Consider the following 26,036-nt stretch of genomic DNA (forward strand, 5'->3'; position numbering starts at 1 on the left):
TTGTCTTCCCCTGAATGCTTTCTATCTAAAGTCACGCACTAAGTCTTCTCGTACCACTCCATGGCTTCGTTCCACGTCCAAACTTGGGGGAGGAGTTTCGGCTCCTCCCTCTTTTGTTTCGACGCTTCGGCCTTATTGGGGATTGGAAGCCAGCGCCTGAATGTCGGCGCAACTTGACCCGATGCCTACCAGTTGGTAGGCAGTTGCATGGTTGCCCAGGATACAAAATCAGCGCTGCTTGCGGAAGCGGAGGTCCTTATTCGCACGCAGGGCTATGCCGCCTTTAGTTATGCCGATCTTTCGGAGCGCGTCGGCATCAGAAAGGCTAGCATTCATCATCACTTTCCGACGAAAGAGTTGTTGGGCGCTGCACTGATCGATGCTTATCTCGAGCGGTTTGAACTCGAGCTGAAGTCGTTGTCCGAGAAACGTGCGAGCGCAAAAAGCAAGCTGCTCTCCTATTCGGATTTCTTTTCCGGTGGGCTGCGTGATGGGCTGATGCCTCTTTGCGGCGCGCTTGCAGCCGACGCGGCGCAGTTGCCGCCTTCGATGCAATCTCGCGTGAAGAAGTTCTTCAACATCCATCTCGATTGGCTCGAGGAGATTTTGGAGCAAGGACTGGAGTCCGGCGAGTTCAGGGACAACTTGAAAGCGCGGCGTTCGGCGACAGTTCTGTTGAGTACATTGCAGGGCGCCAGCCTCGTCGCCTGGGCGCTGAAGGATCCTTCTCTCATCCGGCCGGCAGCGAAGCAGGCAATCGATAGTTTGGCATTTCCGCTCGATTGAGTTGCCGACGAGCGCATGACTTATTCTGTATGCCTTCCGATCGGCGCCGACGCCGGCAGGTTCTTCGTCGCGATAAGCATTTCCGCTCGTCTGTAGCATTCGTACGTCTCGTGACGATGCGTACACGTTCGATTTGGCCTATAGGCCAGTGAAATAACAAACATTCTCAAAGAAAATTTTCTGACGCTGATGATGCGGAGCTAGAGTGTCGCAGAGGGTTTATGCATGTGATGGCATGAACCAAAAATTTGCGCGAGCCGTTCACGCAGCGGATTATGCGAGGAAACTTGAGAAAATTTCTTATCTTAGGCGGTTCACTGATTGCATTTTCGACACCGTTTGGCGGACCGTCAGCGGTGCTCGATGAGCCATCTGTGTTGGCTTCAATTTATGCCGTGCATGCTGCCGTTCCAGCGAACTGAGCGCAACTCTCGTTGGCAGTATCGGTGATCTCAGACGCGGTCGCGCGCGTCACCTGAAATTTTTGAATTGGATTCGCATTACCCGGCGACCGGGACGTCGTCATTACCACTGGTGGCTGGAGTGCGAAGCTTCACCCGTCGTCACGCTCTCCACCGCCTCGTCAGTTGCGCCTGTCTTGCCATCGTTTTCGTCCACACCTCCTTGGTAGAAACGAAGATGGGCGCAACTGACGCTTTTTCACTGTCGCGGGTGTCAGCGCCGGGCAAAGCATTTGTGACGATAGTATCTTGCGCGCGATGGCCTCTGCAATTTTACACTGCCCAATCGAGCACATAGTCGGCATCAGGATTTTTTGCAGCGGCGACCACTGGATTGAACTGCTGAAGCATGCTCCACAACTCTGCAAAAACCGCAGGAGAAGCGGTATTGGGTTTGCCGAGTGCGTAGTAGTCGATCGTCAGCGGCTTTCCGTTCTCCACGATCGCTATGGGATCGACACCGTTCATGCCGTTCGCGACCTTCGATGCCGGTAATATGGCGGATCCAAGGCTCAAGCCGGCCCATTCTTCAACGGTGGCATAGCTGCTTGCCTCGCCGGGATAGCGCCGAAGTCTCAGAGATGCCTTTTCGAAGTGCTGGCGCGTGACCTGCGTCAGCCCACACACGTTCGGAACAAGGACGAACGTATCCTCGGCGATCTCATCCAAGCGAACCTGCGTCCGGTTCCGCCACCGGGTGGCATCGGACTTCTTCGGAACGAACATCAGCGGTTCGCTGCAGAGAAGGCGATACACGCAATTGCTAAGCTGACACGCCTCCAAATTCAGCGGAGCCATCACCAAATCCAGGTCTCCGGATTTGAGCGATTCGCTGATCGCTTGAAGATTGCCTTCGCGATAGACGATCTCGACGTCCGGGCACTTCTTTCTGAAGGCTCTCAGCGATTCTTCGGCTTGAGCTATGCCGACGACCGGTGAAAAGCCGACGTGTACGCAACGTTGGCCCGGTCTGGCCTGCGACGCGAGCTCTTTGATTTTGTCGAATGACTTGAGCGTCTCCAGCACTGCCGGCAAGAGGCGTTCGCCGACCGGGGTCAACGACAGGCTGCGTGTCGTTCGGCGGAAAATTCGCTGGCCGAGTTCCGTTTCGAGCTGAGCAATGCCGTTTGATAATGTGGGCTGCGTCACGGAACAGCGCGCGGCAGCAGCGACGAAGGATTTTTCTTCGACGAGGGCGCGAACATACCTGAGTTGCTGCAGATTCATGGAAAACCTCTGGTATGAAAATCACAACACTGAGTGTTGTCGAAATCGCTGGCGCAAGTCGCAATAAATCTATGATTTATAGGGCCGGAAAATGGACCGCGGAGTCAAACAAAATATAGACGACTAGGTGTTTTCACGTGGTTACTTAGGTGTATTCCCGAGCGATGCGAGGGGCGCGATCGCGCATTTTTCAGTCGTGCACGTTTTATGTGCTAACCGTCGTTGTGAGGACGAGATTCGCTGTCGAGTGTAAAATGTGGGGGCGGACCTGGTGGCGCGATCGTCGGCGAAAGCATGTTGAAGTTTCCGGAAATCGCCATTGCATCGGTGTGTGTTATCAACGCGCATTTTTGATGCGTGCGTGGGGCGATGTTCCGTGTCGCTGCAGAGAACGCGAACGCCACAATCCAAATTCAGACTCTACGAATGCTGTGAACGGTAGTGTCCGTTCTGCTTCGTCCTTTGCGCTGGAGTGCAGCTCATTTGAGTGAGTGATCTATTTCAGAAATAGATCAAGCCTATATTTTTTCGATTGAGTTACGCGTTCCGGAATCCCTGCCTATGATGCGCGCGTCCGCTGCTCGAGGCATGGAGTAATTCGGGCTTCACTTTGAAACATCGCGTCAACGATATTGTAAGGCGCAGCTCACATCTAACAAACCCGGAATTTTATCATGCAAAATGCGCGCGTCTCGACTCCGAACCGTATTGTTATTGTGGGCGGAGGATCCGGAGGCATATCCGTTGCAGCCAGTTTGCTGGCGCGACAGCGGAGCTTGGAAATCACGATCATCGAGCCGACAGACGTTCACTACTATCAACCCGGTTGGACGATGGTGGGCGGCGGCATTTTTTCGATCGCCGACACGCGGCGGCCGATGGAGAGTATGATTCCGAAAGGCGTGAAGTGGGTCAAAGACACGGTTGTCTCGTTCGATCCGGCGAACAATTCGGTGCTGCTCGGTTCCGGTTCGAAGGTGCCATACGATCGACTGATCGTGTCGCCGGGACTCAAACTTAATTGGGATGGCGTCGAGGGTTTGCGCGATGCTCTCGGCAAGAACGGCGTTACGTCCAACTATCGGCATGATCTTGCGCCCTACACTTGGAGATTGGTGCGGGAAATGAAGTCCGGCCATGCTGTCTTCACGCAGCCGGGTATGCCGATCAAATGCGCTGGCGCCCCGCAAAAGGCGATGTATCTATCCGCCGATCATTGGAGACGAAAAGGTCGTCTCAAAGACGTTTCGATCGATTTCTGCAACGCCGGAGGGGTGCTATTCGGTGTGGCAGATTACGTGCCGGCGCTGATGGAATACGTATCGCGCTACGGCTCCAACCTTCGTTTTGGCGAGACGCTGATCCGCGTGGATGGACCTGCGAAGACCGCATGGTTCCAAAAGAGCGGGGCTGACGGATCGAAGACCGTCGTCGAAACCAAGTTTGATTTTCTGCACGTTGTGCCGCCGCAGTTGGCGCCCGAATTTATCCGTGAGAGTCCGCTTGCCGATCAAGCGGGATGGATGGATGTCGATCAGCAAACGCTTCGGCACAAGAAGTTCTCCAACATTTACGGGTTGGGCGACGTCACGAACACACCGAACGCGAAGACGGTGGCGGCAGCGCGCAAGCAGGGTCCGGTCGTTGCGTACAATGTGTTGTCCGACATGGGCATCGGTCGCGGATCCGCGATTTACGACGGCTATGGCGCGTGCCCGCTTACCGTTGAGCGTGGCAAGATCGTGCTCGCGGAATTCTGCTACGGCGGAAAACTCGCTCCGACATTTCCTCCCTCGCTTCTCAAAGGCACGCGTCCGACGCGCACGGCCTGGTGGCTCAAAGCTCATGTCCTGCCGACCGTCTACTGGAAGGGCATGCTGAAGGGGCACGAGTGGCTGGCCAAGCCGTCGATCCAACCGTAGGGCGGCGCAAATCGCTGACCGCCGAGTGTGACGACTGCTCGTTTGCAATCAATGTCGGCTCGGTAGCGTCACTTACGTAGCCTCTCGGCATAACGACTCTTGTCTCGCAAGGGCAGGTCGGATGCCGAGATCGCCGTACAAAACGACCACATGAAGAGCACGCGAGGCTAGACCGATGGAAATAAAAGAGCTCGGCGAAAACTTATTCGTAGCGGCGCAAATTTCTCCGAGCGATCTCGAAACGCTGGCGGCGCGGGGCTTTCGATCCGTCATATCAAATCGACCTGACGGTGAGGCTCCCGATCAAGCCTCGTTCGCAGATATCAGTCGGGAAGCGCATCGGAACGGGATGGAGGTTCGCTACATCCCCGTCGTTGCGAGCAAGATTTCGCCGGACGATGTTTCCGCATTTCGGCTGGCTCTTGCCGCGCTTCCCAAACCTATTCTCGCGTACTGCCGTACCGGCACCAGATCGACGTTTCTGTGGGCGCTATCGGAAGCGGCGAGCCGGTCGTTGGAAGAAATCGCAACTCGGGCAAATGCCGCGGGATACGACTTGAAGAATATCGAGACGCGATTGCAGGAGATGGCGTCGCAGCGCCAGTCTCAAAACGTCGAAGGCTAGGAAATGCTCTTTTCCTTCGACCCCTTGGCGACGTTGTCTGGCACTTTAGTGGGTTTCGTTCTTGGTCTGATTGGCGGCGGCGGATCTGTTCTCGCGGTGCCGTTGCTCGTCTACGTCGTTGGCGTGCAGTCTCCTCACATCGCCATAGGTACAAGCGCGGTGGCCGTTGCGCTCAGCGCTCTCGCGGGACTGATCGGGCATGCGCGGCAAAACAAAGTGAAATGGCCGTGCGCGCTGGTTTTCGCGAGCGCGGGTGTGGTGGGAGCTGCGATCGGATCGTCGTTGGGCAAGACGTTCAACGGACAGCATTTGCTTCTGTTGTTTGGAATCCTGATGGTGGTTATCGCTGCCTTCATGGTTTTCAAGAAGAGAGCTGACGGCAATCCCGACGTATGCTTGAACAAGACCAGCGCGAAGAGTCTGCTTCCGCTGCTACTTTTTAACGGCTCCGGTGTTGGCCTGATGTCGGGTTTTTTCGGAATAGGCGGCGGGTTTCTTGTGGTGCCTGGTTTGATGGCCGCGACCGATATGCCTTTGATCTTTGCGATCGGATCGTCGCTCGTTTCCGTCGTCGCTTTCGGAACGACCACGGCTTTCAATTACGCTTTGTCAGGTTTGGTCGATTGGCCGCTTGCCGCGTGGTTCATTGTCGGCGGCATTGTTGGTGGCGTTTTCGGGCGGCGCTTGGCGACCGCGCTGGCGCCTCATAAGTCGCTCCTCACGCAGGTCTTCGCTTTCATTATCGCTGTCGTGGGAAGCTACGTCATCGTGCGCGGCTGGCAGAATCTCGGCGGTTAGGACGTGCCGCAAGCTTCGCGATGGAGGAGTGACATGTACTGGCAGATTGTGAGGATGGCTTGGCTGCTCGCGATCTGCTGGATCGCAACGGGGCAGGCGAACGCCGGAATCGACATCGCGCAATCCTCCAACGATCCGATCAAAGCTCCGCGGTTGACGGTGCTTTATGATGCCTTCGGAAGAGATCCGTTGCTTGAGAAGGATTGGGGCTATGCGGCGCTCGTCGAAATCAATGGCAAGCGCATTCTGTTCGATACGGGCAACGATCCGACGGTTCTCGAGCGGAACGTGAAGGCGAAAGGCGTCGACCTATCGCGGCTCGATTTCGTTGTCATTTCCCATCGTCACAGTGACCACATGGGTGGTCTGTCGTATGTTCTGTCTGTCAATCCGGACGTGAAGATCTATGCGCCGAAGGAAGCGTTCGGCGTGTTTGGTTCTTCCTTGCCGTCGAGCTTTTACCGAAAGGCGCCAGCGCTCGCTCCAGAGCAACGATATTATGATGGCGCGCCTCCGACGACGATGCGGTTCGGAACGGCATGGCCGAAGGCGAATATTCAACTCGTTGACGACACGCTTGAGATCATCCCAGGGATCTCGCTGATTTCGCTCGTTTCGGATAAGCCGGGAACGTTGGAACTGAGAGAGTTATCGCTCGCGATTGAAACATCCGAGGGTTTGGCTCTCATTGTCGGGTGTTCGCATCCTGGGATCGATCGGATCGTCGAAGCAGCAGCCTCGATCGACAAACGCATTCATATAATCTTGGGCGGAATGCATTTGGCGACGGCGCCGGATACGGAAATCGCGCGACTGTCGTCCTTGCTTCATGAGCAGTATCGCGTGCAATGGGTCGCGCCGGGTCACTGCACGGGGGAGCCGGCGTTCGCGGCGCTCTCGAGCAGCTTCGGAAGCCGATATCTTTATGCTGGATTGGGATCGGTGATCGATCTCGGGGCAAATCCACGGCGTGCGAGCATGGATCGGCTCGAGCGGCAGGCGATGGATAGCCAGGATGTTGGCGCCTATCGCAAGATCAGACGCGATATGCTGATAAATTTCGGCAGTCGTGCACGAAATAGAACATCGCAATAATTTTGGGGAACCAGAGGCAGGCGGCTGATGCCGCGGTGTTATTTGGGTTGGCCAAGGTGGCGGGACCAATTCGTTCTGCTCAGAAAATCATAGATTGAGATCAGAGCGAACAGCGATAGCCAGCATCTCCGCGGTCGTTCGCGCGTTAAGCTTTTTCCTCATGGCGGCGCAATCCACGGAAACCAACGTCGAGGAAATGTTCAGCTCTGTCGCGATCTGCGTGGAACTGCATCCGTTGAGAAGAAGATTGAGGACGTTCTTCTCGCGGCGCGTGAAGCGAGAATGAAATTTCTGCTGGGCTATTCTGGTAAATGCGATCTGCTGGATCAGTTCTTCGCCGATCCATGTCTTTCCGTTGCCGACAGCGTCGACCGCTGAGCGAATTTCATCGCTGGAGCTGCGTTTGCTGAAGAAGCCCTTTGCGCCGCAGTCGATTGCTCGCATCACCAAGTAGGGATCGTCACGCATCGAAAAGATGAGCGATCTGAGTTTGGACCTCTGCGTCGTCAACCTGCGAATGAACTCAAATCCAGAGCCGTCTGGAAGCTGAGCGTTGATGATGATGACGTCTGGGCGGAGCTTTGCGATCATAGGGCGCGCTTCGACGATCGTACGCGCATCGTAGAGCGTCAAGGCGGGATTTTCCTCAAGTATGCTTCGGTATCCCAGCACGACAATGGGATGGCTCTCGACGACCAGAAGATTCATTGAATACGAAGCCCGGGAAGCCCCGTTGCGCATCGCAAGCGAGGGATGATGAAATGGTGGTTTGACCTAGCGCAAATACTTATGAGTTGGGTCGAAGCGCAAATTGAAAGTTCTAATGGCTTTATTCTGAGAGAAAATCGATGACTATAGTCTGCGCGATAAATATGTGTACTGACTAAAAGTGACGTGGCCCGCGCAGGCGTTCAGGCAACTTTTGATTGTTGAAATAAAAAACGCACTGCCGGCACCAAAGCTGGCAATGCGCTGAAGCGGGAGCTTCCTGAAAGTCGATATTATTTCAGCGGCAGCATCAGATGCTCGTACGGAGTGCCGGGCCACATCACGTAAGGCACGGTTGGATCCGCCTTGGCATCGCGCGGATAGGTTTCCAGCATGGCTTTTGCGTCCGTTCCAACGATCATGACGTGCGGGCCGGTCTGAATCCAATTGTTCGTCGGCGTCGCCTCGGTATTGCGATCATACGGATCCGTGTTGCTTACGCCGCTGTCGCCATTGAGCATGTACATGAAGCCGACAGCTGCAGTCGGCGGCTTTTTATTTTGCCAAGCATCCGCCCAGGCCATCGCGGCGGCATCGGCGCACATCGGTTCGCCCGTATGATGCGAACCTGGGTCCATGCATGTCCAGCCGTTGGTTCCTTTTTGGATGACCTTCATGGTGCCGTCGGCTGCGGTATTCATAATCGTAGCATTGGCGACGATTTTTGCCGGTGCGGCCGTCTGCAGAACTTTGATCAGCTCTTCGTCGGTGCGAACGAGGCCATGGGCAAAAGCGAGTGACGGCGCCGCAATGCCGATAGCGATAGCGAGTGCTAATCTGCGCTTCATCAAATTGTCTCCTCCGAATATTCGTTTGTTCCGCTGACGCTTTCCCTCAGCCCTCACGATTGAAATCGAGCGGTATAGATCTCGGGAGGAGGGGTTCGCTATTGCGTGCTTCAGGCATGACCGTCAGCGACGGGAAAATCGGTCCGCCTCGACTGTCATCGTCGAATGTTAGTCGAAAAGAAGAGTCAGGTTCACACGTGAAGAACACGCATTATGCAGCGTATAAATACTGTTCGCGGCATACGCGAAGTTCGGCCTTCGAGCGGCGAGCGTTTCAAAATTTTGGAAATGAAATGCAGACGGAAAGTCTAGTTCGTCGCAGACTTTATTCCGGAAAAGGCAGGTGTGGTGCTGCAGGGCGACGGCCGTGTGACGGTTAGTTTGCTTTCGAGCAGGCAGTCCCACAGTTCCGTGAATTTCTTGCGTGGAAGATTCGATGCTTGTCCAAAGACAACGTATTCGATCGCAACGGGGCGGCCGTTGTCGACAATCGGGATCACGGTTCCGGTGTAGTCCCTTATTTTGGATTCAGGCAGTGTCACGGAGCAAAGAGACGCGTCGACAAAATCGAGCATTGATTGATAGCCTGTGGCGCGGTGCTCATAGGCGTTGATGGCATGGCCCTGGGAGTGGAAAAGATGGCGCGTCGTGCGGGTCAGGCCACAATTATCGGGCAGCAATGCGAAGGCTTCGGCAGCGATATCGCTGACCGTCACGCATTCCATGGCTTCCCATCGGCTGCGTTCGGAAAAGCGGGGAATAAAGAACAATTGCTCGAGCATGAGCGGCAGGCGGAGGATGTCGGGATCGAGTTCAAAATCAGCATCGTGCGGTACAATGATAAGATCCGCTTGCCGATGCTTGAACATGCTATGAAGCTCCTCCACGGCCCCCTCGCGATACTCTAGAGCCACGTCCGGATGCTTCGCTTTAAAGCGAGAGAATATCGTTTCTGCACGCTCGGCGCCGATGAGTGTTGTCACTCCTATCTGTGCTGTCGCGCTCATTCGGGTGAAGTGCCGCCTTATTCGTTATTCGAGGAAGCTGGCTTGTTGTTGGAGTAGAGGGCGTGTCTGCTTTGCAAATTCAGTTCAATATCGGAAATGCACAGGTGAGATTTCAGGTGGCGTTCGATGAATCCGTGAGCGGCTTTCCCCAGCTATTTGATCGTTGATCGGGTGTGCGGTGAGATGAGAAACCGCAATGCCTAAGAACGACCGCAATAATTTAAAAGTATTGTAGCATGGGTCATGAAATGTGCACGTCAAAGCCCGAAAAAACCCTCGGGTACGTAGGTACTGGGCGGTGCAACGTCAGGCACATTGCCGCCTAAGTCGGCGTGCGTTGGCGATTCACATTTGTGCAGTGTGCTGAAAAATATGCGTTTCTTTAAGTCGTCGGCGTTCTGCGCCTGTGCATGCCCGGCCGGACGTCCATCCCGTCTTTGCTGCAGTGCGCGTGCATATATCGACGCTATGAATGAGAGTGCAGCATCTCGAATAATTCTCCGAGTGATCGCGATCCCGTCTTGCTCATGATCGTTGCGCGGTGGCCTTCCACCGTTCGGACAGATATATTGAGTATGGAAGCGATGACTTTGTTCGGCTTTCCCGCTCGCATCAATCCCAAAACTTCGCGTTCGCGGCTGGTCAAGGACGCGAGGCTTTTATTGGACTTTTCGCGGCGGGCCTCCTGATCCCAGATCGCGCTGTATTTCGTGAGTGCCGATTGGACCGTATCCAGCAGCAGCTGATCGGTGAACGGCTTCTGAAGAAACTCCACGGCACCGGCTTTCATTGCGCGGACTGCGATGGAAACGTCGCCGTGGCCGGTGACGATAATGATAGGAATGAGCGCGCCGGCGGCGTTGAGCTTTTCTTGCAGTTCCAAGCCGCTCATGCCGGGCATGCGGATATCGAGAATTAAGCACCCTCGAACTCCCGGAACGTAGCTCGCGAGAAATTCGTCTGCAGACGAATAGACCTGCGTCTTTAGCTTAACCTGTTCCATGAGCCAACGAATGGCGTCGCGGACGGCCGGGTCATCGTCGACGATGAATACGGTGTGTGCCGGTTTTTTAGGATGCTCGGTTTGCATTGTCCGAGTTTCTCCAGTTGGGGATCGTAAGGCAGAACGTTGAGCCTTTTGCGGATGAATTTTCGAGCCAGAGCTTGCCGCCATGATCTTCTATAATGCCCTGGCTGATGCTCAAACCGACGCCTAGGCCCGCTTCTTTCGTCGTGAAAAAAGGATCAAAAAGGCGCTGCAGCTCTTGCGGGGGGCAACCGCATCCGGTGTCGGCGATTACAATTTTTGTAAAGTGCGATCCTTCCGACGTAACGGTGATCGAAATTTCTTTCTTCTTGCGGGTCACTGTCGAGAGTGCATCGACGCTGTTGCGCACCAGATTCAGCAGAACCTGCTGGATTTGAATGCTGTCAGCGAAAACCAGGCGCTTCTCCTTCAGAAATTTTACCCGCAGCTTGATCTGGTTGTGAGCAATCTCGGATTTTATGAAGCCGAGCGTCGTCTCAATGATTTCCTGGATGCTGGCGCGCTGACGGCGGATCTGACTTTTCTTTGAAAAGTTTCGGATGCGCATGAATATTTCGTCGGCACGCTGAGCTTGGCGGACGATTTGGTCGAGCCCGTGCTGGAGATCCTCGAGACGCGCGTCGCCGGCCTGCATCTTGCGCACGCAGGTCTGCGCATACGTCATGATCGCGCAAAGCGGCTGGTTGAGTTCGTGAGCAAGCCCGGACACCATGCCGCCGAGCGTGCTGAGGCGACCGGCGTGCGCGAGTTCCGCCTGGCGTTTGCGGTCCTGCTCTTTTGCTTCGATCAGCGCGGTGACGTCCTGTCCCGTGGCGATGAGATGAGCCGTCGTTCCTTTGTTGTCTTTCAGCGGGCTGACGGTCATCTGCTCATGATAGAGTCGGCCATTCTTGGTTTTATTGCTGAGCAGAAACCGGTAGATGTTGCCGTTCTGGATGGCTGTCCATAACTCTTCCTGGACTTCCTCATCGCACTGTAAAAAGTGGGCTTTATTGCCCGTTACTTCCTCGCGCGCGTAACCCGTCAGCGCTTCGAAAGAGGGGTTTACGTATTCGATCTTGCCGGCGGGATCGGTGATGATGACAGCGTCGGCAGCCTGCTCTATTGCGCTCGATAGCTTGCGCATATGAGCTTCCGAGCGTTCGCGAAGCAACTCGCCAGCAATCCATCGCGCGATCAATTTCACGATTTCGCGCTCAGCGGCGGAGAAGGGGATGCGGCGAGGTTCCTCGCCCATGAAGCACAGGGTGCCGAACAGCGTGTTTCCGACGATAATTCGAACGCCGATGTAGGATTCCAGGCGCGAGTCTTTGTACGACGAGTGCTCTCGCCAGGGCGTGGATCCAGCATGGCCGAAGGCTATGGGTTCGCTCGAGTCGATTGCGGTCGCGCAGTATGTGCGGTTGAGTTTAAGGACGCGGCCGGCGGCAAATCTTGGTTTGTCGGAAACGGATTCGACAATGTTGAAGCTGTTGCCCTCGACGCGTGAGACCAAGCCGATCGGGAGTCCGAATTGTTCGCATCCGAGGTGAAGCGAGTGTCGTATTTTCTCGGAAAGATTGTCGTTACCGGCATTGATATCGTGAAGCGCGGCGAGTGCGGTCGCGATCAGACGCAGTTCGACGACGGCTTCGGTGCGCTGCTTTTCAGCCTGTATGCGGAGGGTTACCTCCTGCAAAACAAACATCGCGCCGCGCCGGCCTCGAGGATGAGAAAAAGCCGACGCCGTTACTTCGATGAAGCATGACCTGCCGCCTTCGATCGGGAACTCGAACAGTTCGGGAGGCAACCTGCCGTTCGCTTGGTTTGCGGCAGCCAGCAGTTTGGAAACGCGCGCGCGTTCCTCTTTTGGAAAGAGTTTGGGGAGTGGTGTCCCGAGCGCGCTGTCCTCGGGCAATTGCAGAATGTGCCGCGCCTGACGATTGATGGTGATGGTCGTGCCGTCCGGATCGGTGGCGAGAACGCCGATCGGTTCGTGATCGAAAAGGCCCTCGATGTATTCGGCCGTTTCGGGCTGCAGTAGCGGCAAAACCTCGATCTGGGCGTGCGCGTTGGCAATGACGGCTTCCTGATAGAGCTGCCGCTGTTGCCGCCGTTGCGCGGCGTCGACCAGAACGTCCGTGAGGCCATCGATATCGGTTGTCGGCCAGACGACGATTTCATGACCGACGAAAGGGCTGAACATCAGATCGCGGCGAAGTTGCCCGCATTTCGCCGCCGAGCCCAGGATCACGATCGGCAAATGCTTATCCATGGTATGGATACGCTGCGCCCAGCCGAGCGGGTTATTGAGCTCTGCGCCGATGAGCACGACATCAACCGTCTCGGGTCGCGCCTGAACTTTGGCGACGAGCTGATTATCATCCGAGATGAATTCGATGCGATGGAGTTTGGAAAGGTTGTTCGAGAGATTGAAGGCGAGGTCGCGGGCAACGCTAACAAACAGCAGATTGCACACGTCGCTGCGGGAGCCAATTCCTAGCCGGCGAATATTGACGTCTGAGCCGAGATTATTGAAGGACATGTCCCGCCCGCTTATCCGCCGTGCTCCGCCGGTCGTTTATGAGGTCCATCGACAGGCCGTTCAATGAGGACTTAGTCCGCGAGGAGTGGAACGCCGAGGAGCGATCTTCCAATCCAGGTTCGAAGGAGATCTGTCGTCGGTGACATCAAATGGACGGCTCGCACGTCGCGCAGGTGTCGCGACAGTTTTGATCCTTCGGAATAGCCGCGGCCGCCGGTGAGCGTCATGGACTCATTGACGATCTCGACGGCGCTATCCGCTACTTCAGCTTTGCTGGCCATGATCGAGATGAGCGCATCCGGGTCGCCGTTGTCGAAGCTTGCCGCGGCGCCGTAGACAAGGCGGCGAGTGCGATCGAGCATTCCCCACAGCTTGCCGAAACGATGCTGTATGACCGGCGCGCCGGAAAGCCCACCGGTATGCACATGCTGGCGTCGCATGACATGCATCCGTGCTTCATTGAGGGCGCTGTCGGACACCCCGAGATACGTGGCGGCCATGGCGACAAGGAAGAACGGTGTGATGACGTTGAAGATGTACCAGATCTGATCGCCTTCGCGTCCGAGAAGATTGGCGCGCGGGATGCGGACGTCTTGCAGGGTCATGGTGCGTGAAGAGTTGCCACGCATGCCGATGCCGTCCCAAGGCTTGCCCCAGGTCAGTCCCTCGGAATTATTCGGGATGACGACGCACGAGAATTGGCCGGCGGGGGCTCCACGATCGCCTGCGACTGCGGAGACGACATAGGAGTCGGCGTGAGCGCCATTGGTCACGAAGACCTTTGAGCCGGTCAGCGAATAGCAATCCGGCGAAACGGCAGTCAAACTCGTCTGCGGAAGGTAGAAGTGGATACCCGTTCCCAACTCGCTCAACGAGAGGGAGGTAATGTGTTTGCCCTCGCAAATAGGGTTGAGAAAGTTTTCGCGCTGAGCGTCCGTCGCATTGACGGACATGACGGAGGTCGCAACGCAATGCATCCCGAAGCAGATGCCGGTTGATGGACATTCCTTGCTTAGAATTTCGCAGACGCGGGCGAGCATCAGCAAGCCCTGACCCTTGCCGCCGTATTGCCTTGGAACGACAAGGCCACCAAAGCCTTCGGAGAGCAGCGTCCTCAAGCCTTTCTCAGGCCAAGTCGCATCGCGATCTATTCTTGGCGCTTCGGCTGCAAGAACATCTTTCGCAATCTCTTCAGCCTTCTTCAGAAATGCTGAACCGCCGCCTTGCCAGGGATTCATGCAAGAGTGCTTTCGGAATGTTGACTCAATTAAAGGAGAGAAGCGCCGCCCCTCTCCATTGTTTTGCTTAGGCCGCAATCGGCGTCAGTGATGTTCGACCAGCGAGAAAGACAGAACCTTTTCGACTGGTTCGATGCGGTTGGCGCCGGCGCCGACGACGCAGGAGCCTTTCTTATCACATCCCCATAGCGGGTATGCATTGAAATTTTTAAGATCTTCCGGCAGCTGCTCGCGATGGGGCATTTCGCGCGGTACGATCTTTTCAGAGCTTTTTTCGGTCGCAAGGGCCTGTCTGATGCGGGTCAATTCGCGGAGCAGGTCTTGTGCAGACTCTCCGTTCCAGGTTCCGACCGTTCGGCCCGTGTTGGTCTTGATTTCGTCGCTCATCTCAATCTCTCCAATTAGAACCGGTCCGCGATCATCCGAAGAACCTTCTTTGGGATGATCCAATCCTGGCCCTGCTTCTGCTCTTGGACCGCAATGAGCAGATCAGACTTGGAGAAGCTGATGCCGCGCTCCTTTGCGAGATCGCAGTACATGTCGATGAATGCGCTTTTCGTCGGCGTCGTATCAAGTTTCTCGACAAGAGCCGGCTCTGCCATAAGCACTTCACCGAACTTTTTGATTTCCTTTTCGAAGTACCGGGATTCCGCGTCCCTTTGGAGTGCCTTCTCCAACATTGTATTTCTCTCCCTATCTTCTTTGTTCGCGAAATTCGCTGTTAAGCTCATATGCGTTTTCTGAGATCGGGATCCGTCGATATCAGGCGAGTTTTATCTAGGCGGCGCGCAGGCGGTATACGTAAAAGTACGTCCTGGATGCGCGGGATCCGCCCCTTGCTAAGCCGTGACGACAGTCATGGCTCAGCAATCAGGTAGCCATAGCCGTCGCTTCCGCGATGCCCGATGCCAATGCGGCCGAGCTTGCGTCAGCGCCCATCAGTGTCTTCTCGACCGTGATGGTTTTGATTTCGCCGACGCCGAGGAAGGAGAGCCAGGAAATCAGGTAGGCTTTCTGGTAGTCGAGATTTTCTTCCGAGACCGGCGTTCCCTCGACATATTCGAGGCCTCGCGCGCATACGACGACGGCGTTTTGCTTCTTCAGCATTCCGCCGAAGCCGTTCTCGTCGAAGGTGAAGGTGACGTCTTTTTGCGTGACCAGGTCGATAAGCTGCTTCAGCTTATAAGGAACGCCGAAATTCCACATCGGAACCGACAGAACGATCTCGTCGGCGTCGCGGAATCTGGCGCCAAGAGAACTTATCGCGACCCACGCCGCCTTCTGAGCCTCGTCGAGAGATTGGCCGGAAAGCCCAGCATATTTCGCTTCCAACGCAGGGCCGTCGAAGGCCGGCAAATCGTCTTTCCAGACGTCGAGTAGATCGACGTTCACATCGCCTTTCTTCTTCAATGCATCGATGTAGGCCTGCGCGACTTGCGCGGAGGCGGAGCGCGCGCCCCTGGGTGAAGCTTGAATGTAAAGAACTCGGGTCATTTCTCTCCCCAAATGTTTGTTGGTTTGCCTACCCGTGAAGCTGCGGCACGCGACTTCAAGTTAGTGCCGTTCCACGAAAGCATATGGCGTTAGGAGGCGGGAGAGCGTGCAACTACTTGATGCCGCGTAGTCTAACGGATGGTCGCTTCTTCGCAGGCGATGCTATCCAAAACGCGCCTGCCACGTAGATGGCGAGGCGGTTGTGTCTTGGATTCGCTCGGCGGCGAAATCATCAGTGACTATGGGAGCTAAGTGTACGAAATGACGATCATGCTCGGCCAGACAGCGCCGGACTTCACGCAGGAAAGCAGCAGGGGCAAAATCGAGTTCCACAAGTGGCTGGGGGATTCCTGGGGCATCTTGTTCAGTCATCCCAAAGACTACACGCCGGTCTGCACGACAGAACTCGCGCAAGCTGCGCGGTTAATGCCGGAGTGGGAAAAGCGCAACGTAAAGGTTATCGGACTCTCGGTGGATAGCGGCGAAAATCATGCCGGCTGGGAAAAAGATATCGAAGAAACGCAGGGCCAATGTTTGAATTTCCCGGTTCTTGCCGACGAAGATAAGACGGTGAGCCACCTCTACAATATGGTTCATCCGGAGTGCGATCCGACGATCACGGTTCGCACGGTTTTCGTCATCGATCCGAACAAGAAAATCCGTTTGACGATGACGTATCCGCCGAGCGCCGGCCGGAACTTCCAGGAAATCCTGCGCGTCGTCGACAGCTTGCAGACGTCGGACAAGTTCCACGTCGCGACCCCGGTGAACTGGGAAAAAGGACAGCCGGCGATCATTCCGCCGAGCATCTCCAACGAGAAGGCGAAAACGATGTTTCCGCAGGGCTGGAAAGAGCTCAAGCCCTATCTCCGCATCGTCGATCTTCCGGAAGGCTGAGATGAGGGCGGCGTGAGAAAAAGCAGGCGCGCGCGTTTTCGTTCATCGCGCGCGCCGCGTAATTAAACCGCCTAATTGCGCGTAATCTCACGGATAGATTCTAAAATTCCCAAAGATACACTCAAAAATATGAAGTCTGTTTTGATCAATTCCGAGTCTGTCAGCGGCTCGTGATTGGCGAAGATTATCAATAATAAAGTCCATATCTCAAAGGGAGAAGGAAATGAGAAAGCTGATATTCGGCCATCTTGTCTATCTTTACACGCCTATAGGTGTGTTGGCGTGCACGATAGGCCTTTTGCTAGGCGGATACTGGGCATGGCTGGGTCTTGCGATCTTCGGCATGAACATCCTGCTCGATACGCTGACGTCGGGTCTGCATCTGCGCGGCGCCGCTGCCAATGACGACGGTTCGCCGAGCGGCGTGCCGGCGGTGCTCAACTCCATGATGTACCTTCAGCTGTTGAATTTCATCGGCTTGCAGCTGGCTCTTGCCTGGCGCGTCTATCAGTACGCGGCTGGCGTGCCGATCGAGATGATGACCTGGAACGGTATCGAATATACCAATGGCATCGACGGTCTGACGCTCATCGCCGCCACGATCGGCGCGGGCATGCATCAGGGTCTTGGCATTATTTTCGGCCACGAGCTTGCTCATACCAAGGGCTTCGGCTTCCTCGTCTCGCGTTGGATGATGGCGCTTTCGGGAACGGCGCACTTCTGCTTCGCTCACGTTTACAATCACCATCTCGAGCTCGGCCGTGCTTGGCTTGGCCCGGAGAATAACAAGATGGGCGATGACACGGATCCGGCGACGGCTCCGCGCGGACGCTCGATCTACACGCACTTCCTCGTCTCGCACGTCGGTCAGTCCTATTTCGGCATCATGACCGAGGGCAAGCGCCTGAAGCGTATGGGCAAGTCGTTCCTGTCGTTCTCCAACCGCTGGATTCGCGGCTATCTGATGAGCCTGCCGACAGTCGCGCTGTTCAGTTACGCTGGTTACGCCGCGACCGGCGATCTCCACGGCGTCATGATCGGCCTCGGCATCATGCTCATCGTGTGGATCATCTCGAACTTCGAGCTCGAAGCGCTGAACTACATGGAGCACTACGGTCTGATCCGCGTGAAGGGCGAGCCGATCGAGTATCGCCATTCGTGGGATAACGACACGCTCTTCACGGGCTGGGCGTTCATCGAAATCGGCCGCCAGGCGGACCACCACGATCGCGGTGAGACGCACTTCTGGGAGCTGACTGGCGTTGGCGGACCTCCGACCGGCGCTCCGAACGCGCGCATCGGCTACTACACGGAGTTCATGATCGCGCTCATTCCTCCGCTTTGGCACTACATCATGCGTCGCAAGCTTGCCATCTGGGATCGCGATTTCGCGTCGCCCGAGGAGCGCAAGATTGCCGCGAAGATCAACAAAGCGGTTGGCTATGACCTCGATCCGAACAAGGTCGATGGCAAGTACCTCGAAGTCACCTACGCCTAACTATCGCCTGTAAAAAGCCAACGACGATCCGCCTCAGGGCGGGTCGTCACTCGGGAGGAAATAAAAAATGGGCAGTGAAGCAGCCGTCGCAACCAGCAACGATGCCGGCGCCAATGCGTCTCTCTATGACCGTCTCGGCCGCCGTTCCGGGATTGAAGGCATCGTCGAGGTTATCTGGAGCAATCATACATCGAACCCGACCATCAAGCAGCGCTACGTCAATAGTGATCCGGTCAAGGTGAAGCGGTTGGTGACAGAAATGTGCTGCGCCGGGTTTGGCGGGCCGGAGACCTACAGCGGCCAGGAAATGAAAGCCGCGCACAAGGGCATGAACATCAACGCGGAAGAGTTCGTCGCTGCATGCGATGACGTGCTTGACGCGCTTGAGAAGTGCAATGTCGGAAAACGAGAGAGAGATGAAATTCTGGCGATCCTCTACTCGCTGAAATCGGACGTTGTCCATCTCTGATCCACGCCTCTTAATTCCCATCGGGACTTGCATTGATGTTCGGCTTCTTCAAGAAAAATAAAGGACCGTTTTCTGCAACGATCCAACCCTCCGGACAGGTCATAACTGTCAAAAGTGGATCTTCGGAAAATCTTCTAAAGGCAGCTCTCGAGGCAGGAATCAAGTGGCCCTACAGCTGCCGCGTCGGCAGCTGCGGCACATGCAAATGCCGTCTGGCGAGTGGTCAGATCAAGCCACTCGCCGACTTCAGCTACGTTCTTTCGGGCGAAGATCTGGATGCGGGTTATATCCTCGCCTGCCAGACGATGTTGAAGAGCGACATTGAGGTCGAACTCGAAACGCTCGACGGTTCCGATGGCGTTGATCTCGCCAAAAGCCGCAAGCTTAACGGAAAAATTGCGCGTCTCAGTCCGTTGACGCACGATATTCTCGAAGTGCAAATTGAGCTCGAGGGCGAATTCAAGGACTACCTCGCGGGACAGTACGCGGACGTTCTGCTGCCAGGCGTCGTTGAGCGCGCGCGTTCGTATTCATTCTCGAAGGCTCCGAATAACGAGAGCCCCAACCAGGTCAGTTTCTTCGTCCGGCGCGTCAAGAACGGCGCGTTGACGGAATGGCTGCACGCAGCCGACCGGGTCGGCGAGAAGATTGTTCTCGATGGACCGCACGGCGCGTTCTACCTGCGCCAATCGTCAGGCCCCATCTTGCTCATCGCAGGCGGAAGCGGACTTGCTCCCATTCGCGCGCTTCTTCAGCAAATCGAAAACGAGGGGCGTTCGATCGATATCACGTTGATCTTCGGTGCGCGGACGCAGAAAGATCTCTATTGCCTCGACGACATTGAAAAGTTTGCATCGAAGGCCAAAGGCAAGTTCCAGTTCGTCCCGGTATTATCGGTCGAGACGAACGAGAGCGGATGGAACGGCGCGGTCGGCAATTGTCCGGACGCCATCAAGCTGGACATGCTCGAGCCGCAGAGCAGTCAAGCCTATCTTTGTGGTCCGCCTGTGATGATCGACGCTGCCGTCGATCGCCTGAAAGCGATGGGGCTCAAGGAATCGCAGATCTTTTTCGATAAGTTCCTCGATTCCTCCTCCATGCCGGCCGGACGAGCCTGAGCATACGTCTACACGCACTCGAGAATTAGGATTTGCGCCATGACATACAGCGAGAAGATGGCTTCGGGAGTGGAAAGTGCATTTGGATGTTCCTTGAAGGAAGCCTGCAAGAATTGCGCTTCGCACTCTGACGTTTGCACGTCGATGGACGTCAGCCGCAAGCTTCAAGACGCCGGGATGCGGATCACGAGGCAGCGTGTCGAGCTGGCCCAGCTTCTGTTCGGCAATGGTGATCGGCACTTCACCGCCGATGCGTTGTACGATGAAGCGATGGGGTACAAGATTCCGGTTTCGCTTGCGACCGTCTATAATACGCTACAGCAGTTCGTTTCTGCAGGATTGATCCGAAAGCTCGGCATTGAAGGCCAGAGATCTTGGTATGACACCAACATTTCAGAGCACCATCATCTCTTTTTCGAAGACGAAAACTATATCGATGATATCGACGACGCTTCAATCTCGATCGGCAAGCTGCCTGCGGTTCCGGAAGGGATGGTGATTTCCCGCGTGGAGATCGTTGTTCGCCTGAAACGGCAAGGAACATGAGCTAAAGAAATGGGAGCCGTTAGGCTCCCATTATTTTTGGTGGGTACGCGTTCTAGTCAAATGCCGTCATTGGCTTTGTTAAGCGCGAGCTAGACGTTTTCCTTCCGTACGACAATTGCGTTGCCATCGAGCAATCCGCGCTTATGGATCGTGGCAGCAGCGGCTTCGAATTTTTGCCGATGCCGTTGGAAGGCTTCCAGATACGAAGCCTTTTCGAGGTCCGGGTTAGCCTCAAGTTTTTCGAGCGCCGCGGCCCGCGCCCAACACACGATATTTTTTTTGCCGTCGGTCATGATCCAGCGCACGGCCAAGCCGTCGATTTCGGCAGCCTCAGTCGTTGGCAGGAGAGGTTGCGCTGGATCGTCTGCACCCTTGCATCGAGCCGGGCGGTTGAGAAGTTTTCGTAGCATTGAACGTAGATGGCTCTTTCGCTAGGCGGACAGCAGCGCGTTGAGATGCGTATCGATCGCGAGATTGTATGAGGGATCTGTCCCAAACAGAGCCAGATGACCCCAAGGCGACGAAATCTTTTTGAGCTCGCTGGTCGCGATCATCTGTTGCTCGGCTTCGATGTCTGCGAGTGGAAAGAAGTGGTCTTCTGCGATCGCCAACACTGAAACCTTCGCGGTGATTTTCGACAAAGCCGTTTTCAGGCAGCCGCCCGTGTTTCTGCTGGCGTCGCCGTTCTGCCATTTGCGCAGCATAACAAGCAAATTGTTGGCATCCTGAGGTGCGAAATGTGCTTCGACGAATGCGGTTACGAAATCGTCGGATGATGTAAATCCGATGCCACGCCAGCCTTCGGTCGCATAGAGCTTGGGCGTGAAGCCCGATGCGGCGAATGCGCGGGCGTGCCGGCTGAGGCCCCGATGCACGGAGCTGCTCTGCGCATACGATCCGGAATTCCAATTGGGATCGCTGGTGATTGCATCGATAAATGTTTGAACGAGGAGCTTGTTGTGAGCCGTGGCCCTGGCTGTCCCGGCGATGGGTGCAGCGCGTTTGACGAAGTCCGGATAGCGCACGACCCATTCGTAGGTCTGCTGCGCGCCCATCGATCCGCCGAGAACGAGTTGAAGTTCGGAGATGCCGAACTGTCTTGTCAGGAGAGCGTGTTGTGCGTTGACGTCGTCGCCGATCGAGATGCTCGGAAATCCGGCAGCTCCAAATGGCGCCGCTGTGTTGCTCGGTGAGGAGGACAGGCCATTTCCGATTTGATTGGCGATGATGATGAAATATTTTCCCGGATCGAGGGCGCGACCGCTCCCGACGTATGCTTGCTCGATGATACCGGATGTTCCGGAATACCAAGTCGGAAACAGGATCGCGTTATCTTTGGCGGCGCTGAGCGAGCCAATGGTTCGGTACGCGATCTTTGCGCCTCTTAGGCGATAGCCAGACTCGAGATCGATGTGGCCGAGATCGAAGGTCTCGAAAGGCCCGTGGAACGCTTGCGAATAGTATGAGCGATCAGACATCGGTTGTTCCGTTTTATATTATTGTTGAACTGGTGCATCGCAGGCGAGTGCGGAGTGCCGCGTCTCGCTGTGTATTTTTTAGAAGAACTGTGCCGTTTCCGCAGTCCGTTTAATATCGCTCTTGCCGCGTAGTTCTACCCAAAGCGGAAGGAAACGCGATCGGCGCCATTCAATCTGCGGAACACTGAGAAAGCGCGTAGTTCTGCGATGCCATTCCGTGGAATCCACAGCCGCGTGCGACGCCCGTAATACGATATTGTGACGTCGTTCCCCGCATGTGAAGGAAGCCGATCCGTGAATGAGCGCAATTCAGAAACTCGAGAAGCCGTAAAGCGTATCAAGGAAGCGATCTATGATGTTCAGATCGGTGAAGCTGAGATTCAACCGGCGCGCTCTGAGCCAGGAACGTTCATCGTGATGTTCGATTCCCGCTCTGGAAATGCAGCCAGGGTGACGGTGCATACATCGCAAGACTATGATCTTATCGTGCGCATGCTGAAGCGCGCGCATGAGGATTGAGGTCTGCTTAGGCAAGATTGATAGCTCTGTGATTTTGTAAGCCGGCAAGCAATCCTATGGAATTAGATTTTGATGTTATGTCGGCGGCGCAGCGTTTTGCGTTTCTGACCGGAGCAGTGGTTCCAAGGCCGATCGCGTTGATAAGCACTTTAAATCCGGCTGGCGACTGTAATGCAGCGCCTTACACGTTCTTTGGTCTTGCGGGTTCCGATCCGCCGGTGGTTTCGGTGACTGTTTTTCCGACAGCCGACAACCGCATGAAGGATACCGCTGCCAACATTCTGCGGGTCAACGAGTTCGTCGTGAATCTCGTTTCTGAAGAGTTAGCCGGTGCGATGAACGTCACGTGCATCGACGCTCCGGCAGGCGTCAGCGAGTTGCAACTTGCTGGGCTCACATCTGCGCCATCGGTCAAGATAGCGACGCCGAGGATTGCGCAAAGTCCGATCTCGCTGGAATGCGTGCTGCACAGCATTGTCCCGCTCGGCGCCAAGCAGTCGATCATCCTTGGACGGATCGTTTACGCACACATTCGCGACGAGTTCCTGTTGGATGCAAAAGCGCCGCTGATCGACACGCCTGCGATGCACCTCATCGGCGGAATGCACGGAACAAGTTGGTACACGAGAACAGCGGACCTGTTCTCGATGGATCGGCCGGTGTGGAGCGATTGGATTAAGCAAGGCAAGGCCAGCTCGTAAGCTGTCCTCAGAGCCGCGGCCGGTCGGCGTGCGGGCGCTGCCGGGGCGTATCCGTGCGGCGCTAAGGCAGGATTTGGATGCCTCAAAGTGCTGGAAAAATAGAAGAAAAATCTTATACCAATATCTAGGTTAGTCACAGACCGCTGTCGCTTCGATTTCTTTGGAAGCGCCGGGCGTGACCGTCTTTGCATGTCTTTGCATTTCCGGAGGCTCCCATGGCTGCAATTCCGCACCCTGTCGATCTCACGCTCGAACCCGAAGTCACGGCATTTTTCGATCCGCCCACCAATACGGTGAGCTATGTCGTCAAGGATCCGGCCTCGAGCGCCTGCGCCATCATCGATAGCGTGATGGACATCGACTATGCAGCGGGGCGCATCAGTTACGAGTCGGCCGACAAGATCATTCGCTTCGTGAAAGAGCATGATCTGAAGGTGGAATGGTTGATCGAGACGCACGCGCACGCCGACCACCTGTCAGCGGCACCGTATCTACAAGGCAAGCTTGGCGGAAAACTGGGCATCGGCGAGAACATCAAGATCGTTCAGGACGTGTTCGGTAAGATCTTCAACGAGGGCACCGAATTCCAGCGTGACGGAAGCCAGTTCGATCGGCTGTTCAAAGATGGAGACACGTATCAGATCGGCGGCATGACGGTTTTCGCAATGCATACGCCGGGTCATACGCCCGCCTGCATGACGCACGTCGTGGGAAATGCGGCCTTCGTCGGCGATACGCTGTTCATGCCTGATGGCGGTACCGCGCGCGCCGATTTTCCCGGTGGCGACGCGCATGTTCTCTTCCGCTCGATCAAGCGCGTTCTCTCGCTCCCTCCCGAAATGCGGCTTTTCATGTGCCACGACTACGGCCCCGATGGGCGCGATATCAAATGGGAGACGAGCGTCGCGGAGGAGCGCGCAAACAATATTCATGTTCGCGAGGGCATCAGTGAAGACGAGTTCGTCAAGATGCGCACGACGCGCGATGCGACGCTCGGCCTACCGAAACTGATTATTCCGTCGATCCAGGTCAATATGCGCGGTGGCAACCTGCCGGAGCCGGATCAAGGCGGCAAGCGGCATCTCAAGGTTCCGATCAACGAGCTTTAGTTTGCTTGCGCGACCCGCGCTTCAGCGCGCCGTAGTGCTGAAGTCAATTTTGTCAGGGCGAGCGGCACACCAAAGCAGGTGCCGCTCACCCGATTAAATAGCTAGCCCCCTATTGTCAGCGATAAGGGGAGTGCTTCGCCTTATCCTCGGCTGTCGTGAGCGATTTCAGGAACGCGACCAGGTCGGACTTTTCCTTCTGCGTTAGTCCGAGAGGATGCAAAACGCGTTCTGCGTCGTGCTCGTAGCCACCCTTGTCGTAGAATTCCACGACATCCTCGAGGGTCGAAAGAGAGCCGTCGTGCATATACGGGAACGTCAGTTCCACGTTGCGCAATCCTGGAGTCTTGTAAGCCCAGCGATCCTTGGCATCGAGCGTTATGGCAAACCGGCCGATGTCGTTGAGAACGGGAGCCGAGAAGGACTTCATGTCCTCATGCTTCACTTCAATGAACTCGCCCGGCGCGAGTTGAACTTTCGACACCCGGGCGCCGGCTCCGATCGCCGTCTGGTAGCCGACGCCGGTGACGTAGAAGTTTCCATCGGTGAAGAGCGCGGATTTTTCGCCGACCGTATGGCAGGTCGAGCAATTACCTTTGCCGGTAAAAATCTCGAAGCCGTGCTTTTCGTTTTCCGTCAAAGCGTCGGCTTTATTTCCGTACCGCCATTGATCGAAGCGCGAGTTGCCCGCGAGCAAGGTTCGCTGATATGAGGCAAGCGCCGTGCCGATTGTCTCCATGGAGACGCCGTGCTCGCCAAATGCAGCCTCGAACAGTCCTTTATAGTCGGCGAACCCCCTGATCCGGTCGACGACATTGCCGATCGAGGGATTGGCCATCTCGAGCGGAGACAGCAGCGGCGCCCATGCCTGCTGCGCGAGGTCGGTCTCGCGCCCATCGTGGAACAGCGATTTTTCGTAGGCGACATTGTAGAGCGCGGGCGCGTTACGATTGAGACTGCGCCCCTCCATCCCGATCGCGGTTGCGGATTGATTGGAGGTCAAACCCTGGCTCTCGATGTGGCACATCGCGCAGGAGTTCGTGTTGTTGAATGCAAGGCGCCGGTCGAAGAAGAGTTTCCGGCCGAGCTCAACCTGATTTTTTACAGGTCGCTGGTGAGCTTCTAGAGGCGGAAGACCGAGCGGAACGGCGAAGTCGACTTCGCTTGATGCGGGTCTGGATGAAAAATAACCCACCAGCAGAACGCACGTCAGCGAGATGCATATGGGAACGGCGAGAGGTAAGTGTCGCTTTATTTTCATTTCATTCCTGTGAAGTTGTCATTCTTCTTCGAGAAGAAGCGTACCGATGTCCGAGATGATCACATCCGAGTCTAAAAACCGTGTCGTGTAAATCTCTCGCACCCAACCCTCCTTATCAATGAGGAACACTTTGATGAGATGATTGATGATGTCCGTTCGCTTGCCGGCATCGTCAAATTCGCGTGCGGCCGGCACGTAGAGGTCGTTCAGTATAGGCGCCAAAAATGACTCGGACCAGGTCGTCAGAAACGACCATGGCGCTTCCGGAGTGCTCATCGATGTCTGAAACATAGACATCATTTCCGGAGTATCCACTTTGGGATCCAGGCTTAAAAAGACCAAGCGGACTTTGGAATGGAATTTTTTATTTGCCTGAACCGAGGCGTGAACCTTCTGAAACGCTTCCCACGCCTTGGGGCATCCGTCCGGGTCGCGGCAGGTCGAATAGAAGAAGGTGAACAGCGTGATCTTGCCTTTCGTGTAACTCGAAAGGCGACGCGGGAGCCACGGGCTATTCTCGAGAACCCAGCCGGACGGAGCCGGCTGGATTCGCTGTAGTTTGTAAGTTCCGACCTCCGGGTACACAGGACCCGCTATGGTTTGCTGGTTGGTCACCATCGCAAAAATGACAGCGAGCAATAGGAGTATTCCATAGCCATCCT

At 55.7% G+C, this 26,036-nt stretch carries 27 protein-coding genes; 13 read left to right on the plus strand and 14 right to left on the minus strand.

The window, feature by feature from the left end:
* Nucleotides 1-207: 207 nt before the first annotated feature.
* A complete protein-coding gene (locus HDEN_RS03485; protein ID WP_013214751.1) occupies nt 208-786 on the plus strand; it encodes a TetR/AcrR family transcriptional regulator in 579 nt (192 codons plus the stop codon).
* A 734-nt stretch (nt 787-1,520) separates the two neighbouring features.
* Here the strand turns inward: HDEN_RS03485 and HDEN_RS03490 are convergent.
* Nucleotides 1,521-2,474, minus strand: a complete 954-nt coding sequence (locus HDEN_RS03490; protein WP_013214752.1) for a LysR family transcriptional regulator — start codon at nt 2,472-2,474, stop codon at nt 1,521-1,523.
* A 674-nt stretch (nt 2,475-3,148) separates the two neighbouring features.
* Here HDEN_RS03490 and HDEN_RS03495 point away from each other — a divergent pair.
* From HDEN_RS03495 to HDEN_RS03510, 4 genes are all read left to right on the plus strand, one after another.
* On the plus strand, nt 3,149-4,396 hold the full coding sequence (locus HDEN_RS03495) for an NAD(P)/FAD-dependent oxidoreductase (protein ID WP_013214753.1): 1,248 nt from the start codon (nt 3,149-3,151) through the stop codon (nt 4,394-4,396).
* 175 nt (nt 4,397-4,571) lie between these two features.
* Nucleotides 4,572-5,021, plus strand: coding sequence for a protein tyrosine phosphatase family protein (locus HDEN_RS03500; RefSeq protein ID WP_013214754.1), 450 nt, complete (start codon nt 4,572-4,574; stop codon nt 5,019-5,021).
* A 3-nt stretch (nt 5,022-5,024) separates the two neighbouring features.
* Nucleotides 5,025-5,819: a sulfite exporter TauE/SafE family protein gene (locus HDEN_RS03505; RefSeq protein WP_013214755.1), complete on the plus strand. Its 795-nt coding sequence runs from the start codon at nt 5,025-5,027 to the stop codon at nt 5,817-5,819.
* Between the two features lie 33 nt (nt 5,820-5,852).
* Nucleotides 5,853-6,914 carry an MBL fold metallo-hydrolase gene (locus tag HDEN_RS03510; RefSeq protein WP_013214756.1) on the plus strand — a complete coding sequence of 354 codons (1,062 nt, stop codon included), beginning with the start codon at nt 5,853-5,855 and terminating at the stop codon, nt 6,912-6,914.
* Between the two features lie 87 nt (nt 6,915-7,001).
* Here the strand turns inward: HDEN_RS03510 and HDEN_RS03515 are convergent, their stop codons facing one another.
* From HDEN_RS03515 to HDEN_RS03555, 9 genes are all read right to left on the minus strand, one after another.
* On the minus strand, nt 7,002-7,622 hold the full coding sequence (locus tag HDEN_RS03515) for a response regulator transcription factor (RefSeq protein WP_041921519.1): 621 nt from the start codon (nt 7,620-7,622) through the stop codon (nt 7,002-7,004).
* 293 nt (nt 7,623-7,915) lie between these two features.
* Nucleotides 7,916-8,470, minus strand: a complete 555-nt coding sequence (locus tag HDEN_RS03520; RefSeq protein WP_013214758.1) for a hypothetical protein — start codon at nt 8,468-8,470, stop codon at nt 7,916-7,918.
* Nucleotides 8,471-8,778: 308 nt separating this feature from the next.
* Nucleotides 8,779-9,477 carry a substrate-binding domain-containing protein gene (locus HDEN_RS03525; protein ID WP_081446219.1) on the minus strand — a complete coding sequence of 233 codons (699 nt, stop codon included), beginning with the start codon at nt 9,475-9,477 and terminating at the stop codon, nt 8,779-8,781.
* 466 nt (nt 9,478-9,943) lie between these two features.
* A complete protein-coding gene (locus HDEN_RS03530; RefSeq protein WP_245256714.1) occupies nt 9,944-10,651 on the minus strand; it encodes a response regulator transcription factor in 708 nt (235 codons plus the stop codon).
* Complete coding sequence (locus HDEN_RS03535; RefSeq protein WP_013214760.1) at nt 10,548-13,049, minus strand: PAS domain S-box protein; 2,502 nt, start codon at nt 13,047-13,049, stop codon at nt 10,548-10,550. The genes HDEN_RS03530 and HDEN_RS03535 overlap by 104 nt, the downstream gene beginning before the upstream one ends.
* A gap of 71 nt (nt 13,050-13,120) precedes the next feature.
* Entirely contained in the window at nt 13,121-14,287 is a 1,167-nt protein-coding gene (locus HDEN_RS03540; RefSeq protein WP_013214761.1) for an acyl-CoA dehydrogenase family protein, read from the minus strand.
* An 84-nt stretch (nt 14,288-14,371) separates the two neighbouring features.
* On the minus strand, nt 14,372-14,674 hold the full coding sequence (locus HDEN_RS03545; protein WP_013214762.1) for a hypothetical protein: 303 nt from the start codon (nt 14,672-14,674) through the stop codon (nt 14,372-14,374).
* 14 nt (nt 14,675-14,688) lie between these two features.
* Nucleotides 14,689-14,967, minus strand: coding sequence for a hypothetical protein (locus HDEN_RS03550; protein WP_013214763.1), 279 nt, complete (start codon nt 14,965-14,967; stop codon nt 14,689-14,691).
* Between the two features lie 190 nt (nt 14,968-15,157).
* Nucleotides 15,158-15,781: an FMN-dependent NADH-azoreductase gene (locus tag HDEN_RS03555; protein ID WP_013214764.1), complete on the minus strand. Its 624-nt coding sequence runs from the start codon at nt 15,779-15,781 to the stop codon at nt 15,158-15,160.
* A gap of 261 nt (nt 15,782-16,042) precedes the next feature.
* On the opposite strand from HDEN_RS03555, the gene HDEN_RS03560 reads away from it, so the two are divergent.
* From HDEN_RS03560 to irrA, 5 genes are all read left to right on the plus strand, one after another.
* Nucleotides 16,043-16,678: a peroxiredoxin gene (locus HDEN_RS03560; protein WP_013214765.1), complete on the plus strand. Its 636-nt coding sequence runs from the start codon at nt 16,043-16,045 to the stop codon at nt 16,676-16,678.
* Nucleotides 16,679-16,901: 223 nt separating this feature from the next.
* Nucleotides 16,902-18,176 (plus strand): fatty acid desaturase, encoded by a 1,275-nt coding sequence (locus HDEN_RS03565; RefSeq protein ID WP_013214766.1) that lies wholly within the window; start codon nt 16,902-16,904, stop codon nt 18,174-18,176.
* 67 nt (nt 18,177-18,243) lie between these two features.
* Entirely contained in the window at nt 18,244-18,645 is a 402-nt protein-coding gene (locus HDEN_RS03570) for a group I truncated hemoglobin (RefSeq protein WP_013214767.1), read from the plus strand.
* Nucleotides 18,646-18,680: 35 nt separating this feature from the next.
* A complete protein-coding gene (locus HDEN_RS03575; protein WP_013214768.1) occupies nt 18,681-19,763 on the plus strand; it encodes a 2Fe-2S iron-sulfur cluster-binding protein in 1,083 nt (360 codons plus the stop codon).
* A 144-nt stretch (nt 19,764-19,907) separates the two neighbouring features.
* Nucleotides 19,908-20,309: an iron response transcriptional regulator IrrA gene (gene irrA, locus HDEN_RS03580; protein ID WP_169305472.1), complete on the plus strand. Its 402-nt coding sequence runs from the start codon at nt 19,908-19,910 to the stop codon at nt 20,307-20,309.
* A gap of 89 nt (nt 20,310-20,398) precedes the next feature.
* On the opposite strand, the gene HDEN_RS18545 is transcribed toward irrA, so the two are convergent.
* Nucleotides 20,399-20,719 (minus strand): DUF1488 family protein, encoded by a 321-nt coding sequence (locus HDEN_RS18545; RefSeq protein ID WP_013214770.1) that lies wholly within the window; start codon nt 20,717-20,719, stop codon nt 20,399-20,401.
* Nucleotides 20,720-20,740: 21 nt separating this feature from the next.
* Nucleotides 20,741-21,787, minus strand: a complete 1,047-nt coding sequence (locus HDEN_RS03590; RefSeq protein WP_013214771.1) for an alpha/beta fold hydrolase — start codon at nt 21,785-21,787, stop codon at nt 20,741-20,743.
* Nucleotides 21,788-22,081: 294 nt separating this feature from the next.
* On the opposite strand from HDEN_RS03590, the gene HDEN_RS03595 reads away from it, so the two are divergent.
* The 3 genes from HDEN_RS03595 to HDEN_RS03605 all read left to right on the plus strand — a co-directional run bounded on the left by HDEN_RS03595 (nt 22,082) and on the right by HDEN_RS03605 (nt 24,116).
* Nucleotides 22,082-22,306: a hypothetical protein gene (locus tag HDEN_RS03595; protein ID WP_013214772.1), complete on the plus strand. Its 225-nt coding sequence runs from the start codon at nt 22,082-22,084 to the stop codon at nt 22,304-22,306.
* A 56-nt stretch (nt 22,307-22,362) separates the two neighbouring features.
* On the plus strand, nt 22,363-23,007 hold the full coding sequence (locus HDEN_RS03600; protein ID WP_013214773.1) for a flavin reductase family protein: 645 nt from the start codon (nt 22,363-22,365) through the stop codon (nt 23,005-23,007).
* Between the two features lie 215 nt (nt 23,008-23,222).
* Nucleotides 23,223-24,116 carry an MBL fold metallo-hydrolase gene (locus HDEN_RS03605; RefSeq protein ID WP_013214774.1) on the plus strand — a complete coding sequence of 298 codons (894 nt, stop codon included), beginning with the start codon at nt 23,223-23,225 and terminating at the stop codon, nt 24,114-24,116.
* 115 nt (nt 24,117-24,231) lie between these two features.
* Here the strand turns inward: HDEN_RS03605 and HDEN_RS03610 are convergent, their stop codons facing one another.
* Both HDEN_RS03610 and HDEN_RS03615 read right to left on the minus strand, forming a co-directional pair.
* Nucleotides 24,232-25,374, minus strand: a complete 1,143-nt coding sequence (locus HDEN_RS03610) for a cytochrome-c peroxidase (protein WP_013214775.1) — start codon at nt 25,372-25,374, stop codon at nt 24,232-24,234.
* Nucleotides 25,375-25,392: 18 nt separating this feature from the next.
* Nucleotides 25,393-26,013 (minus strand): SCO family protein, encoded by a 621-nt coding sequence (locus tag HDEN_RS03615; protein ID WP_245256716.1) that lies wholly within the window; start codon nt 26,011-26,013, stop codon nt 25,393-25,395.
* Nucleotides 26,014-26,036 lie beyond the last annotated feature (23 nt).

The organism is Hyphomicrobium denitrificans ATCC 51888 (assembly GCF_000143145.1).
Lineage (GTDB): Bacteria > Pseudomonadota > Alphaproteobacteria > Rhizobiales > Hyphomicrobiaceae > Hyphomicrobium_B > Hyphomicrobium_B denitrificans.